General features: G+C 59.6%; 15 protein-coding genes. 8 read left to right on the top strand and 7 right to left on the bottom strand.

The window, feature by feature from the left end; translation table 11 throughout:
• Nucleotides 1–208 precede the first annotated feature (208 nt).
• Nucleotides 209–592, top strand: coding sequence for a glutathione S-transferase family protein (locus AAC083_RS00250; protein ID WP_258224839.1), 384 nt, complete (start codon nt 209–211; stop codon nt 590–592).
• 28 nt (nt 593–620) lie between these two features.
• Nucleotides 621–824: a glutathione S-transferase C-terminal domain-containing protein gene (locus tag AAC083_RS00255; protein WP_258224840.1), complete on the top strand. Its 204-nt coding sequence runs from the start codon at nt 621–623 to the stop codon at nt 822–824.
• A gap of 69 nt (nt 825–893) precedes the next feature.
• Here AAC083_RS00255 and yccX read toward each other — a convergent pair whose 3' ends face one another.
• Nucleotides 894–1,166, bottom strand: coding sequence for an acylphosphatase (yccX, locus tag AAC083_RS00260; protein ID WP_042037715.1), 273 nt, complete (start codon nt 1,164–1,166; stop codon nt 894–896).
• An 85-nt stretch (nt 1,167–1,251) separates the two neighbouring features.
• Between yccX and AAC083_RS00265 the strand changes: the two genes are divergently transcribed.
• Together AAC083_RS00265 and AAC083_RS00270 are read left to right on the top strand one after the other, a co-directional pair.
• On the top strand, nt 1,252–2,682 hold the full coding sequence (locus AAC083_RS00265) for a methyl-accepting chemotaxis protein (RefSeq protein WP_108537789.1): 1,431 nt from the start codon (nt 1,252–1,254) through the stop codon (nt 2,680–2,682).
• 114 nt (nt 2,683–2,796) lie between these two features.
• Nucleotides 2,797–3,990, top strand: coding sequence for a class I SAM-dependent methyltransferase (locus tag AAC083_RS00270; RefSeq protein ID WP_108537790.1), 1,194 nt, complete (start codon nt 2,797–2,799; stop codon nt 3,988–3,990).
• 183 nt (nt 3,991–4,173) lie between these two features.
• Here the strand turns inward: AAC083_RS00270 and AAC083_RS00275 are convergent, their stop codons facing one another.
• Together AAC083_RS00275 and AAC083_RS00280 are read right to left on the bottom strand one after the other, a co-directional pair.
• Nucleotides 4,174–4,425: a hypothetical protein gene (locus AAC083_RS00275; RefSeq protein WP_219927930.1), complete on the bottom strand. Its 252-nt coding sequence runs from the start codon at nt 4,423–4,425 to the stop codon at nt 4,174–4,176.
• A 203-nt stretch (nt 4,426–4,628) separates the two neighbouring features.
• The gene (locus AAC083_RS00280) at nt 4,629–5,006 is read right to left on the bottom strand and encodes a hypothetical protein (protein ID WP_108537791.1); all 378 of its coding nucleotides are present in this window, start codon (nt 5,004–5,006) and stop codon (nt 4,629–4,631) included.
• Nucleotides 5,007–5,479: 473 nt separating this feature from the next.
• Here AAC083_RS00280 and AAC083_RS00285 point away from each other — a divergent pair, with 473 nt between their 5' ends.
• Entirely contained in the window at nt 5,480–6,664 is a 1,185-nt protein-coding gene (locus AAC083_RS00285; protein WP_108537792.1) for an acyltransferase family protein, read from the top strand.
• 34 nt (nt 6,665–6,698) lie between these two features.
• Here the strand turns inward: AAC083_RS00285 and AAC083_RS00290 are convergent, their stop codons facing one another.
• Nucleotides 6,699–7,127, bottom strand: coding sequence for a GNAT family N-acetyltransferase (locus tag AAC083_RS00290; RefSeq protein ID WP_108537793.1), 429 nt, complete (start codon nt 7,125–7,127; stop codon nt 6,699–6,701).
• A gap of 405 nt (nt 7,128–7,532) precedes the next feature.
• Between AAC083_RS00290 and selD the strand changes: the two genes are divergently transcribed.
• From selD to AAC083_RS00305, 3 genes are read left to right on the top strand one after another with little or no spacing between them, the layout of a single operon-like run.
• Complete coding sequence (selD, locus tag AAC083_RS00295) at nt 7,533–8,570, top strand: selenide, water dikinase SelD (protein WP_108537794.1); 1,038 nt, start codon at nt 7,533–7,535, stop codon at nt 8,568–8,570.
• A gap of 13 nt (nt 8,571–8,583) precedes the next feature.
• Nucleotides 8,584–9,699, top strand: a complete 1,116-nt coding sequence (gene mnmH / locus AAC083_RS00300; protein WP_108537795.1) for a tRNA 2-selenouridine(34) synthase MnmH — start codon at nt 8,584–8,586, stop codon at nt 9,697–9,699.
• A gap of 22 nt (nt 9,700–9,721) precedes the next feature.
• On the top strand, nt 9,722–10,366 hold the full coding sequence (locus AAC083_RS00305) for an MBL fold metallo-hydrolase (protein ID WP_108537796.1): 645 nt from the start codon (nt 9,722–9,724) through the stop codon (nt 10,364–10,366).
• 142 nt (nt 10,367–10,508) lie between these two features.
• On the opposite strand, the gene rplY is transcribed toward AAC083_RS00305, so the two are convergent.
• The 3 genes from rplY to hrpA all read right to left on the bottom strand — a co-directional run.
• Complete coding sequence (rplY, locus tag AAC083_RS00310) at nt 10,509–10,796, bottom strand: 50S ribosomal protein L25 (RefSeq protein ID WP_042037696.1); 288 nt, start codon at nt 10,794–10,796, stop codon at nt 10,509–10,511.
• A gap of 106 nt (nt 10,797–10,902) precedes the next feature.
• The gene (locus AAC083_RS00315; RefSeq protein WP_108537797.1) at nt 10,903–11,760 is read right to left on the bottom strand and encodes a hypothetical protein; all 858 of its coding nucleotides are present in this window, start codon (nt 11,758–11,760) and stop codon (nt 10,903–10,905) included.
• A 95-nt stretch (nt 11,761–11,855) separates the two neighbouring features.
• Nucleotides 11,856–14,815, bottom strand: a 2,960-nt coding sequence (gene hrpA, locus AAC083_RS00320; protein WP_258224841.1) for an ATP-dependent RNA helicase HrpA, incomplete at its 5' end; no start/stop codon positions are given.

Genomic DNA, 14,815 nt, shown 5'->3' on the forward strand with positions numbered 1-14,815 from the left:
ACATCAGAAGGATCGGTCAATGGATCCTTAACTGATCGGCATTAGGCCATTTGGCCTCTCTTTTTTGATCCCCCCTTTTTACACGGCATGGCAGCGGCCTCCCATCGCCACCACTCCCATATCGGCTTGTTGCCGCCGCGCAATTTGCCTAGACTGCCTGTTCACTTCGGGTCGCACATCGACCCCCTCCATCAGGCAAGGAGCAAGCATGATCACCTTATACGGAACCCCTGTCAGTCGAGCCCTGCGCATCTCCTGGTTACTGGAAGAGTTGGGCGTGGCGTGGCAATTTCAGTTTCTCGATTTCGCCAAGGGCGAGAATCGCAGCGACTGGTTTCTGGCGCTGAACCCGAGCGGCAAGATGCCGGTGCTCAAAGATGGGGATTTTGTGCTGACCGAATCTGCCGCCATCATGCAGTACCTAGCAGAAAACTATGGTGCAGATTGGCTGCCAGCCAGAGGAACGCAGGCATCGGCGCTGCATGCCCAGTGGGTCAGCTTCATCACCTGTGAGCTGGAGCAACCCTTGTGGACCATCGCCCGAACCACAGCGCCTGCCGGCCATCTTCCCCACCGCCAAGTGGGAGTTTGACAAGGCGGCAGCCATCGCCGAGTCCTGGGTGCCGGCGCACGGCTACCTGCTGGGCGAGCAGATCACCCTGGCGGATCTGCTGCTGGCCCATACCCTGATGTGGGCAACCCGCTTCGAGCAGACCATTCCATCCAAGCTGGCCGCCTATCGGGATCGTCTGGCCAAACGCCCGGCTCTGCAGGCCGTGCTGGCAAAGACCCAGGCCATCGCCGACGCCGCCCAGGCCAGCTGACGCCAACATGTGCAAACGGGAGCCCCGATGGCTCCCGTTTTCATGCGTGACATGGCGGTTTCGCTGCGCTCAATTGGTATGAAAGCCACTCCCTTTGGGCGGCGGCGCCTCCGTATACTCCATCCGGGTCACTTCGGCGGTGCGCGGCCCGTGTTCCAGCCAGCCCAGCATCATCTGCACCCTGTGCTCGGGCCCACAGATCAGGATCTCCACCGACCCGTCCTCCAGGTTATAGGCGTGGCCGCGCAGCCCCAGTTGCAGCGCCTGTTCTCGGGTGAAGTAGCGAAATCCAACCCCTTGCACCTGACCCCAGACTCGTACGACAAACGATTGCTCTCTCATTTCTCACACCTTCCCCTTAAGAAATTCTCCCCCAAGGCGATAATGAGCGCGACACTCTCTTCCCCTTGCAGGACGCAATGCCATTATGAAAGAAGTAAAATTCCGGTGGGTTGACCGTTATCTCATTCACCTCACGATCAGCGAAAAATTTCTCATCACCTTCTGGTGCCCTTTGTTGTTCATCGCCTTGCTCACCGGGTACCTGCTGGCTGACGGTCATGATCAGCAGATGCAGATCCGGCTGGATCAACTCAAACAACGGGTCGAGACCAGCGCCCAACTGGTAAGCCAGCAAGCCACCCTCACCCTGCCCGCCGATCTCACCATCAGCCCGACCGGCAGTGCCGGCCTGAGCCAGCAGGGCGACAACTACCGTTTCAGCGCCAGCGTAGGCCAGGCCGGTTTCGTGACCGGCAGCCTGGATGCCGGTCGCTACTCCATGTGGGAAGGACAAGGTACCACCCTCACCATCATCGCCGTGCTGGCGGCCTTGCTGGCCCTCATCACCCACTATCTGATGACCTTTGTCTCCGGTGCCCTCTACTCCACCAACAAGGCGCTGCAGACAGTGGCTGACGGGGATCTCACCTTCCGCCTCAATTTCTTCCCGGTGCGGGACGAGTTCTCCATCCTCGCGGGCAGCATAGACAGATTCACCGACCGCCAGCACAAGATAGTACAACTGGTGGAGGAGTCTGCCGAGGCGCTCACCATGGCCGCCGACGAGTTTCGCGATCACGCCAGCGAAGGGGAAACCATGGCCCGCTCCCAGCGCCAGCACATGGACTCCCTGGCCGCCGCCATGGAGCAGATGTCGGCCGCCATCCGCGAAGTGGCGCGCAACGCCAACGACACCCTGCAACAGACACGTCAGTCGAGCGAAGAGGCGGCCAATGGCGCCGCCCGGGTATCCCTTACCATCGCCACTATCCGCACCCTGGCCGACGAGATTGGCAATGCCTCCGGCGCGGTAGAGCGGCTGACCGACAACGCCAACCGGATCAACGAGGTGGTCAACGTCATCAACGCCATCTCCCAGCAGACCAACCTGCTGGCGCTCAACGCCGCCATCGAGGCGGCACGGGCCGGTGAGCAGGGACGCGGCTTTGCGGTGGTGGCCGACGAGGTGCGCACCCTCGCCAGCCGCACTCAGCAAGCCACCGTCGAGATCCAGCAGATGATCGAAGAGCTGCAGACCGGTACCGGTGCCCTCAACGACATCATGGAGAAAACCGTTGACCGCGCTGCCAGCAGCCAGGCGCTGATCAGCGAAGTAGGGCTCGACATCGACAAGCTCAGCCATCACAGCGATGCAGTGCTGGAGATGAGTACCCAGATCGCCACCTCCAGCGAAGAGCAGAGTTCGGTCGCCGAGGAGATCACCCGCAACCTGGACCAGGTGCGCCACGAAGCGGGTCAGGTGGAGGAATCCGCCAACGCTTCGGTGGCCGGCACTGCCGGGCTCAAAGGCACGGCAACCGAGCTGGCCCAAGCATTGAAGGGGATCAAGAGCTGATCTGAGCCCGATGCCAGATCAGACAAGCCGGGCTCTCTTGCCAAGGTTGTTTGAGTTTTAGCAGCGGGCCACATAGAATGTGGCCCCTTTTCTTTTTACCATCGGCAAACACCCATGAGCGTTTTCATCTATCTCGTCAAAGGCCGCGAAAAATCCCTGCTGCGTCGTCACCCCTGGATCTTCTCCAAGGGGATTGAGCGGGTTGAAGGCAACCCTGTTGACGGCGATACCGTCGAGATTTACGCCAACGATGGCAAATGGCTCGCCCGTGGTGCCTGGTCAGGCAGCTCCCAGATCCGTGCCCGGGTCTGGACCTTCGATAAAGAAGAGACAATCGATCTCGACTTCTTTATCCGCCGCCTCAAATATGCGCAGGAGTCTCGCGATCCGCTGATCAAGCGTCAGGGTCTCACCGGCTATCGCCTGTGCGCGGCCGAATCTGACGGCCTGCCGGGCCTGACCATCGACCGTTATGCCGATTTTCTGGTGTGCCAGATCCTCTCCGCCGGTGCCGAGTTCCAGCGTGAGCTGATCACCCAGGCGCTGCGTACCCTCTACCCAGAGTGCAACATCTATGAGCGCTCCGACGTAGCAGTACGTAAAAAAGAGGGGCTGAAAGAGCGCACCGGTGTCATCCATGGCGAAGCCCCGACCGAACCGGTCGTGATCGAAGAGAACGGCGGCGTGAGAATCCTGGTGGATATTCGTAACGGCCACAAAACCGGCTTCTATCTGGATCAGCGCGACAACCGTCAGGCGGTCTCCAAGTACACCGAAGGCAAACGTGTCCTTAACTGCTTCAGCTACACCGGTGGTTTTGGCATTTATGCCCTCAAGGGTGGCGCTAAAGAGGTGGTCAACGTCGATCTCTCCCAGAATGCGCTGGATATCGCTCGCCAGAATGCCGAGCTCAACGGGCTTGATATCAGCAACACCCAGTTCGTCCGCCACGATGTGTTCAAGCTGCTGCGCGAATACCGTGAGAAGGGCGAGAAGTTCGATGTCATCGTGCTGGATCCACCCAAATTTGCCGAGAGCAAGGCCCAACTGCTGGGTGCCTGCCGCGGCTACAAGGACATCAACATGCTGGCGTTCCAGCTGCTGGCGCCGGGTGGTGTGCTCTTGACCTACTCCTGCTCTGGCTTGATGGAGCAGAGCCTGTTCCAGAAGATAGTGGCCGATGCGGCGCTCGATGCCGGTCGCGATGCCCAGATCCTGGAGCTGTTGTCACAAGCCTCCGATCACCCCATCGGCACCGCCTATCCGGAAGGTTTCTACCTCAAGGGTCTGGTGGTGCGCGCCCGCTGATCGGCCGTCATCTTCCCTTGTGATCAATCAGGCCCCTTGCGGGCCTGATTGTTTTGCGTCGCTGTGTATGACGTGTGGGATGAAAATAAAGTGTTATCCTACCGGGTACTGGGTACTGGGTACTGGGTACTGGGTACTGCAGTTTTTTCCGATAACGGCATGCTGTATGTGATAGAACTGCTATTACTTCAAACCTTCATACTCCTTGAGAGTAATCTTGATACCCTCAAGATATCCGCCTTCCCCTTTTACAAATTTCAGATCCATCCCAGGGGCAAGTGATTGTCTAATCACCCAACCACCAGCGAAAGTGAACTCAACTTCAACGATTTTCGGTATCCCTCCAAACTGTACGCACAGTTCTTTACCAACAGGGGCGCTGGTGATCATGTCGGCTAAAGAACTTTCTGTTTCGTATTCTCTTATCTCTGTCATCACACAATCCTTTTGATTAGGTCACCCAGTTGCACTGGGCCAGTATCGCAAAGAGTCTTAATGGCCTTGATGCTGGTCATCCCCAAGGCTCTCCCCGATGGGCCTGTCACCAACGCGCAAAAGCCTCAAACGGAGATCTTTTTGAGAGATTGCCCCCTCAATGCATGCCTGAGAAAACAGGCGGCTAATCACCCGCCAAAAATTCATTCCTTGAAACCTTCGAGATCATTGGGATTGAACAGCGTGCCATCCTTATCCAACTTCCATCCCCGAGAGAGTAAATGCTCAATAAAACAAAGATGCGGCTCGCTTATATTCGTAAACACTTCAAGATCTGGAGTTCGCTGATAGAGTCTTTCGCCCATGATAATTACCCCGCGATCTTCCTTGGTCCTAGTCCTGATAGCCTCACTGAAACGGGCCTTCCTTAACTTTTCTTTGGCCCGCTGGACTGGTTTTTTTATGTCGGATGTAGGGGACACATCGGCATCGAGGGCGGCCACCTTGTTTTTTGCTCCCTCTTGAAGTGACTGGATGATCTTAGCGTCCCTAGCGGATAGCCCACTTACTGGTCTTGCCATTTGCATTTCTCCACGTATGCGAAAGTTGATTCAAAAACGGGCCGGCAGGCCCGGGAATTGAGTCAACTTTCGCATAAGCGGCGAACCCGCGCCTTGAGAAGAGGGGGACATAAATGTATGTTTTCGTTCCGTTGGACTCCAAACCCCTTATGGAGGAATTCCCGTTCGTTTCTATTGTTTGCCTGGGGCTCGCCTGAACACAATGAAAACATCCCACGCGAGTTAGGGTGAGGCTTTATTTTCATCCCACGTGACGTCCTCTTTCCCTGCCGGCTCTCCACTGTTTCTCTGTTTAACTTTTTTTGCACAATTCCTGCACATTTATGACTTAAATCACACCCGTATGGCTCTCTTTTTCGTAGTGTGATCCCGCCTGCGGCAGCCAAGCCGGGGCCGCCGCCCCGTCAGGATTGATGGGCGGCACAACAAAAAATCGATGTCAGGCCAAGCTGAACATCACAAGGGATCCCGATATGAATCAATCATTGCCGCTGTTAACGCCGCTGCGGGGCATCGCTGCCCTGATGGTGGTGCTGTTCCATGCCCGATTAGTGCTCTTTCCCCAGTGGATGGAGTCGATCGCAGGCCACACGCAACTCATCGAGAACGGCTACCTCTGGGTCGATCTGTTCTTTATTTTGAGCGGACTGGTGCTGGCCCACATCTACGGGGAGGCCTTCACCCGCACGCCTCGCACCCTGGGCTATGGCCACTTTCTCTGGCTGCGGCTGACCCGCGTCTACCCCCTCTACTTTATGACCCTGGTGCTGCTGGTTGGCTGGGAGCTTTACAAGGCGCAGCACGGGGTGGGCTTCTATGCAGGCCCGCTGTTCAAGATGTGGGAGTGGGAAGGGATGCCCCCCTTCGGCTCCCCCTTCACCCCGGCCGAGGCACTGCCAAGCGCCTTCCTGCTGCTACAGGTGGTGACGGATCACGGACTGACCTGGAACTTCGCCGCCTGGTCCCTGAGCGTGGAGTGGATAAGCTACCTGCTGTTCCCGCTGCTTATTCCGCTCGCGGTATCCCGCAGTCGCTGGAGCCATCTCGCGCCCCTGTTGGCGCTGACGGTGCTGGCGTTTATCGTGCACAGTCGCGGCACCCTGGATGTCACCAGCGGGGCGCTGGCGGTGGGGCGCGGGGTGAGTGAATTTGTGCTCGGCCTCTGGCTGCTGCCGAGGGTCAAGGCCGCGAAAGGCTCGCCCATGATGAAGCATGATCTGCCACTGCTGGTCGCCTTTGTGCTGCCTTTCGCGCTGATGCAGTTCGCCATGACGCCGCAGCTGACTCTGCTGCTGATCGGCTCCTACGTGCTGCTGATCTGGATTGCCGCCTGCCAAGGCGATCGCCAAAGCCCGCTGCTGCACCTCCTGGATAACCGCTTCACCAACTGGCTGGGGGATCTCTCCTACTCCATCTACCTGCTCCATGCGCTGGTGCTGCTCACCGGCTGCGAGCTCATCCACTATCTGGCGCCGGGGATCACCGAGTGGTGGTATGGCCAAACCAACCCGCTGCTGGGGGTAGTGGCCACCTTGCTGATGCTGGCGGTGCTGATCGGACTCTCGGCGTTGAGCTACAACCTGCTGGAGCGACCACTGCAACGGCGCCTGCGCCGCTGGGGCAAGTCACGACAACCGGCGCTGGAACAAGCCGGATAAGCTAATCTCGCCCTGTCTGGATGAGTTGACGGTTTTATGCCAACTCATCCAGTACCAGTTCATCCAGACTGCTCATCACCCAGGCGCTCGGGTGCTGGCTAAATCCGAGCTTGGGGTAGTACGCCACCGCCTGCGGTGCGGCCAGCAGGATCAGCTTGCAGCCCGGCTGCAATTGCAAAAACGTCTCGCGAATAAGTGCTTTGCCAATCCCCTGCCCCTGCACCGACTCGGCCACCGCCAGATCCGAGAGGTAGCAGCAAAAATGAAAATCGGTCACTGAGCGGGCCACCCCGACCAGGGTCTCGCCCTGCCAAGCGGTGATCAGCAGATTGGCGTGATCCAGCATGCCCTGCAGGGTAGCTGGATGCTCCAGCGGCCGTCTCGCCCCCAACGAGGTCTGCGCCAACAACGCCGCAAACTGCGCCGTGGTGATGGGGTGATTAACCAAAAATGTGGTGGTCATTAAGCTCTCCTGTTGTAGATCGGCAGTTGCGTGATGTTGGTCTCTTTGACGTTCTCTTTGCAGCATCTGTAATGCAATCAATCAGTCAGCGCCGGATCCAGACCGATGACAGGCAAGTGCGGGCAATTCCCTGCTGTTTATGTGAATTCCTGTTCGAACCCCAAGGGGCAAATGTGGCATAATGCCCCGTCCTGTGGCCCTTGGCGGGGCTGCGCTGGCGTACCTTGTCGCCCATTTCTTCCCCGTCCGGCCTGGCGGTCTTTCATAACTGCCAGTCATCGCTGCCCCTGTTGGCACCGAGGCCACCCATATTTGCGGCTTCTTGTCTTCCTCTCTACAAGGCCGCCCATTGACCAAGACGGCTCCACAGAGCCTCTGCTCTGTTTGCAAATAAAAGGGGTAAGTATGTCTTCTATTCGTCTGACCCAATACAGCCACGGCGCTGGCTGCGGCTGCAAAATTTCTCCCAAGGTACTCGACACCATTCTCAAGAGCCAGATCCCGGGCTTCAACGACCCGACCCTGATCGTTGGCAACAGCAGCAAGGATGACGCGGCCGTGGTCGATATCGGCAACGGTCAGGGCATTGTCTCCACCACCGACTTCTTCATGCCCATCGTCGATGACCCCTTCACCTTTGGCCGCATCGCCGCCACCAACGCCATCAGCGATATCTACGCCATGGGCGGCAAGCCCATCGTCGCCATCGCCATTCTCGGTTGGCCCATCAATGCCCTGCCTGCCGAAGTGGCCCAACAGGTGATCGACGGTGGCCGTCAGGTGTGCCATGAAGCGGGGATCTCGCTGGCCGGTGGCCACAGCATCGACGCCCCCGAGCCCATCTTCGGCCTCGCGGTAACCGGTATCGTGCCTCTGGATGCCATCAAGCAGAACGACACCGCCAAGGTGGGCGACATCCTCTACCTGACCAAGCCCCTTGGCATTGGCATCCTCACCACCGCCCAGAAGAAGAGCAAGCTCAAGCCCGAGCACGAGCAGTTGGCCCCCAACGCCATGTGCACCCTCAACAAGATTGGCCAGCGTTTTGCCGAGCTGCCGGGCGTGCACGCCATGACGGACGTCACCGGTTTTGGTCTGGCCGGTCACCTGCTGGAGATGTGCGAAGGCTCCAAAGTCAGTGCCCGCCTCGACTTCAAGGCGTTGCCGCTGCTCGACGAGGTGGATTACTACCTCTCCGAGGGCTGCGTACCGGGCGGCACCCTGCGTAACCACGACTCCTACGGCCACAAGCTGGATGCCATGGATGATCGCACCCGCAACATCATGTGCGATCCGCAAACCAGCGGTGGCCTGCTGGTCGCCGTGGGCAAGGATAGCGAAGCCGAGCTGCTCGCCATCGCGCGGGAAGCAGGCCTTGCGCTCTCGCCCATCGGCCAGATCAAGCCCCTTGAGGGCACCCGCTTTATCGAGATTGTCCAATGAGTGAGATAGCCCAATGAGTGAATTGCCGCTGGCCACCGACTACGCCCAGATTTTTTTAGGCGATGTGCCCCTGATTGATGTGCGCGCCCCCATCGAGTTCAAGGAGGGGGCCTTCCCCTGCTCGACCAGTCTGCCGTTGATGACAGACGATGAGCGCGCCCAGGTGGGGACCTGCTTTAAGAAGCAGGGTCAGGCCGCCGCCATTGAGCTTGGTCACACCCTGGTGGGGGGAGCGGTACGCGCCGAGCGAGTCGAAGGCTGGCTGGCGCAGTTGCGCCAGCAGCCAAATGCCCTGCTCTATTGCTTTCGCGGCGGCCTTCGCTCACAAACCGTACAACAGTGGCTGGCTGATGCCGGGATCACTCGCCCTCGCGTCGCCGGTGGCTACAAGGAGCTGCGCCGTTTTCTGATCGATACCCTGGACAAGGCCGCGGCCGAGTGCCAGTGGAGCGTGCTGACCGGCATGACCGGCTCCGGCAAGACCCATATGCTGGGCCATGTGGCCCAGGCGCTCGACCTGGAAGGCCATGCCCGCCACAGGGGCTCGTCGTTTGGCCAACTGCCCGGCGGCCAGCCCAGCAACATCAACTTTGAAAACAACATGGCCATCGAGCTGCTCAAGCGCCGCCACAAGGGCGAACAAGCCTTCGTGGTGGAGGACGAAAGCCGCCTCATCGGTCGCTGCTGCCTGCCTAACACGCTGTTCGATGCCATGTGCAAGGCCCCGCTGGTGGTGGTGGATGTGCCGCAGGGAGAGAGGGCCGAACAGATCCGCCAGGACTATGTGCACGATCTCTGGCTGCGTTATCAGGCCATGTTCGGCGCACAAGAGGGCTGGCCGCTGTTTGCCGCCTACCTCACCGATGCACTGGCTCGTCTCAAGCGTCGCCTCGGCGATCAGGCTCACCGCGAGCTGGATGCGCTGATGCAGACCGCCCTCACCGAGCAGGCCAACAGCGGCTCGACCGAGCCGCATCTGGCCTGGATCACCCTGCTGCTGACCCGCTACTACGACCCCATGTATCTCTACCAGCTTGGCAACAAGCGTGAGCGCATCGTGTTCCGGGGTGACAAGCAGGCCTGTCTCGACTACTTCGCCGAGCAGCATGCCAGCGCACTGCGCGGCTGACCCATCCCAAGAGAGGAACTCTATGTTGAAATTCGAGGTGATCCCGGTCACCCAGTTCGCCCAGAACTGCTCCCTTATCTGGTGTGACGAAACCCGTCAGGCGGCGTTGATCGACCCGGGTGGCGAAGCGGACAAACTGCTGGCCGCCATCGCCAAGCGCGGCCTGACCCTGACCCACATACTGCTGACCCACGGTCATCTGGATCACGTGGGCGCGGCAGCTGAGCTTAGGGCGAAGACCGGCGTGACCATCACCGGGCCCCACAAAGAAGACGCCTTCTGGCTCGACATGCTGCCCCAGCAGATCCAGATGTTCGGCTTCGCCCATACCCCCGCCTTCGCCCCCGACCAGTGGCTCGCGCAGGGTGACAAGGTGACGCTGGGCAACTGCGAGCTGGAGGTCCATTTCTGCCCCGGCCACACCCCGGGCCATATCGTGCTGCTGAGCCAGGCCGAAAAACTTGCCTGGGTTGGCGATGTGCTCTTTGCTGGCAGCATTGGCCGTACCGACTTCCCCCGGGGCGATCACGCCACCCTGATTAAGTCGATCACCGAGACCCTGCTGCCGCTGGGTGACGAGATCGTCTTTATTCCGGGCCACGGCCCCAGTTCCACCTTCGGTCGTGAGAAGGCAAGCAACCCCTACCTGACCCAGCCTCTCTGGTAACGGACGCAGAGGGCCAACCACGCAAAAAAGAGGGCAACCCCGGGGTTGCCCTCTTTTTCATGGTTTTCTGCGCGCTGCATCAAACGCCAGACAGCAAAAAGCCACTCCTGAGAGTGGCTTTTTTCAACTGGATAGCTCGCGATTAAACGCGAACGAAGTCCAGGTGAACCAGCTTCGGCTTAACCGGGTGACGCTGGATAGCCTTCACTTTAACGCTGACTTCTTCACCGTTGATGACCAGGGTCAGCACGGATTCGTAGAATTCCGGCTTCTCTTGGGCAATGATGAATTTTTTGTGGTCAACAGTGATGGACTGAGCTTCTTTGCCGGCACCGTAGATGATGGCAGGAACTTGGTCAGCGTGACGCAGGCGGCGGCTCGCACCTTTCCCCAGGTCAGAACGGACTTCAGCTTGGAATACGAAAGACATAGTGGTTATCTCATATAGATGAATTTATGGTGCTGACTGCGACCGGTCAGCACCTCGCAAAACGAGGGCGCATACTAGCACGGGCCCAGAACAGTAACAAGAGACCTTAACGTCCCTGCTCCAGCCGAACAAACCGCTGTTGTCGCTCTGCCGCACTCAGGGCATCGAAGCGGGCCAGGGTCTGGGGAGCCGGACAGTAGAGGGTATCCCCCGCCTTGACCCGGATGCTGTTGCCCATCAGCGGGCGATTGTCATCAACGATGGCCAACAGATAGCTGTAAGTGTCTCCCGCCGCCCCAGTGACAGTGCCATTTTGGGCCAGGGTGGCGGCGATGCGCCACAGTGTCTCCCCGGATGCCACCTGATGGCAGACCCGCTTGCCATTGCCGACCGCTGGCGCCGAGAGCGTCAGCGTCTCACCGCTGGGAGATGCGCTCACCGCAGGCGTCACCTCGCCATGGGCAACATGGACCAGCAGGGTATCCGGTGCGCGCCAGGCTGCGTTCAGGGCCAGGCTCACACCCTGCGGCTCTGCGCCCAAGCTGGCGGCGCGCGGCTGACCCGGCATCGCTGGCGGCGTGAATTCAGCCATGAAGGGGACCCCCAGACTGGCCACCGCCTGCTCGCCATAATGCGGTGACGTGACGGGCGCGATGGGTGCCAAGCCATAAGCGGCCTCATCGATGCGCCTGAGCCTGGCAAGATACGCCTTGGAGAGCTGCGCCTCTCCCTCAAACAGATCGAAGGGCGGCACCAGCCGGGCCGGAAACAGCACCTGCCAGCGCCCCTTCTTCTGCTTGAGTTCGAGCAGGGGGAACTGATTGCCCCGCCAGGCCACGAACATGGCTGGCGGGGAGCGATGCAGCGGGTAATATTCCGGGTTCAACTGCACCCAGGTTTGCTCTGCAATAGGCTGGTAACCGCTGATCACCACCTGCGCCACACTCAACCAGATCCCCAGCATCCTTGCCTCCCTGACTTGTGGTTTGAAGGGGCCATCTGACTGGCAGCCCCTCCTCATAAAACGATATCACGCTGTTAAAACAGACAGATAGCAGCTTAGCACTGGGCGATGGCGTTAAGCACCCGTTTATCTGACACCGGATAGGGGGTCCCCAGATTCTGGGCAAAAAATGACACCCGCAGCTCCTCGATCATCCAGCGGATATTGGCCACCTCGGCGGGGATCAGCTGGGATGTTGGGATCTTGGCCAGCAGCCCCTTGTAATCGGCCTCCACGCTCTGCACCTTGAGCATGTAAACCCGATCCCGGTTGGGATCGATGGCCAACTTTTCCATCCTGCGCTCAATGGCGCGCAAGTAACGCAACAAGTCCGGCAGACGCTGCCAGCCGGTCTCGGTCACAAAGCCTTTATGGATCAGTTTGTCGAGCTGGAGCTGAATATCTGACATGGCGAACGCGGTATCGAGCTGCATCTTGCCCTTGAGCCGCTTCTTGATCTCATGGGAGAGGGTCAGCACTGCCTCTACCTGCTTGGCCACCTCCACCACGGCATCGTTGAGCTCGGCGCGGACATACTCCTTGAGCGCCTCGAACCCCGCCTCGTCCCATGCCAGGCCGCCGTGGCGCTCGATGAGCTTGTCGCAGCCACAGGCAATGCAGTCGTCAATAAGCTCGGCCACCTTGCCAAAGGGGTTGAAATAGAGCCCGAGCTTGGCCTTGTTGGGCAGCTTCTCCTGCAAGTACTTGATGGGAGATGGCACGTTGAGCAGCACCAACCGGCGCTGACCCGCCCACATCAGCTGCTGCTGGGCCACCGGACTCTCCACCAGCTGGATGGAAACAGAGTCCTTCTCATCCACCAGCGCCGGATAGGCCTTCACTTCGAAGCCACCGCGCTTCTGGCTGTACTCCTGGGGCAGCTCGCCAAAGCTCCACAGGGTCAGGCCGGATTGCTCTATATCGTCATCCGCCACTTGCGACAAGGTTTCCTGCACCTTGCCACGCAGGGATTCTTTCAGCGCCTCCAGATCTTTCCCTTCCGCCACCTGCTTGTGCTTGTCATCCACTACCCGAAAGGTGAGCTTCAGGTGATCGGGCACCGCATTCCAGTCCCACGACTCGCGAGGCACTGTGACCCCGGTCATCCGCCGCAGCTGGCGCTCCATCTCGTCCAGCAGCGGCCCCTGCTCGGGGTTGAGACTGGCGAGCAGCGCGTCGGCATAGTTGGGCGCCGGCACGAAGTTCTTGCGCATTGGCTTTGGCATCGACTTGATAAGGGCCACCAGCAGCTCATGGCGCAGCCCGGGGATCAACCACTCAAACCCTTTCACTTCCACCTGATTGAGCAGCGGCAGCGGAATGTGCAGGGTGACGCCGTCCGCCGCCTCCCCCGGTTCGAACTGGTAGCTCAATTTGAGCTTGAGACGTCCCTGCTGCCAGAAGTTGGGGTAGTCGAGATCGCTGATGTGGGCCGCATCCCCCTTCATCAACATCTCTTTTTCGAAGTTGAGCCGCTCGGGATCCTGCTTTTGCGCCTCCTTCCACCACTTGTCGAAGTGGCGGCTTGATATTACCTCCTCCGGCAAACGGGCATCGTAGAAGCGGAACAGATCCTCGTCATCCACCAGAATGTCGCGGCGGCGGGATTTGTGCTCCAGCGCCTCTACTTCGGCCAGCAACTTGCGGTTTTCGCCAAAGAAACGGTGACGGGTCTCGAAATCCCCCTCCACCAGCGCGCGACGAATAAACAGCTCGCGGCACAGGGCCGGATCGAGGCGGCTGAAGTTGATGGTGCGCTCATTGACCAGGGTCAAGCCATAGAGGGTAACCTTCTCCTTGGCCATCACGGCGCCATTTTTCTTCGACCAGTGCGGGTCGCTGTGGTGCAGCTTGATGAGATGCGCCGCCAGCGGCTCCACCCATTCCGGTTCAATCTTGGCGTTGACCCGGGCGTAGAGACGCGAGGTCTCTACCAATTCTGCGGCCATCACCCACTTGGGCGGCTTCTTGAACAGGCCCGACGCCGGGAAGAGGTGGAAGCGGCCGTTGCGGGCACCGAGAAACTCGGGTTTCTCCAGATCCTTGTTGCCAATATGGCTCAAGAGACCGGTCAGCAGCGCGCAGTGCACCGTCTTGAAATCTGCCGGTTCATGGTTGGCCTTGAAACCCAACTCTTTCACCGTCTGGCGCAACTGGAAGTGGATATCCTGCCATTCGCGTACCCGCAGGGAGGAGAGAAACTCCTTCTGGCACATGCGGCGGAACGGGTTGCTGCCGAGCAGATCCTGCTGCTCTTTGAGGTAGTTCCACAGATTCACGAAGGCGAGAAAATCCGAGTCTTTGTCTTCAAACCGTCTATGTTGCTCGTCGGCGGCCTGCTTTTTCTCCATCGGCCGCTCGCGAGGGTCCTGGATACTGAGACCGGCAGTGATCACCATCACCTCACTCAAACAACCGGTTTGCGCTGCGGTGATCACCATTTTCGCCAGACGGGGATCCAGGGGGATGCGCGACAGCTGACGACCAATGTCGGTCAGCTGTAACTTGGGCTCCTGATCCTGGCCTGCTTGCTGGGCGGCGAGGTGACGAGCAGGCAGTTCACGCACCGCCTCCAGCTCCTTGAGCAGGCTCAGGCCATCCTTGATGTGGCGTGACTCGGGCGGCTCGACGAAGGGGAAAGCCTCCATGTTGCCAAGCCCCAGCGCCAGCATCTGCAGAATGACGGAGGCCAGGTTGGTGCGCAGGATCTCGGGATCGGTAAAGGCCGGACGGCCGTTGAAATCCTCCTCCGAGTAGAGGCGGATACAGATACCGTCCGCCACCCGGCCGCAGCGCCCCTTGCGCTGGTTGGCACTGGCCTGGGAGACAGGCTCGATAGGCAGGCGCTGTACCTTGGTGCGCCAGGAGTAACGGCTGATACGGGCAGTCCCCGGATCGATGACGTAGCGAATGCCCGGCACCGTCAACGAGGTCTCCGCCACGTTGGTGGCGAGCACGATCCGCCGGCCGGCGTGTTGCTGGAACACCTTGTTCTGCTCAGCGTTGGAGAGGCGGG

The sequence above is a fragment of the Aeromonas sp. HMWF014 genome (genome assembly GCF_963878295.1).
Lineage (GTDB): Bacteria > Pseudomonadota > Gammaproteobacteria > Enterobacterales > Aeromonadaceae > Aeromonas > Aeromonas popoffii.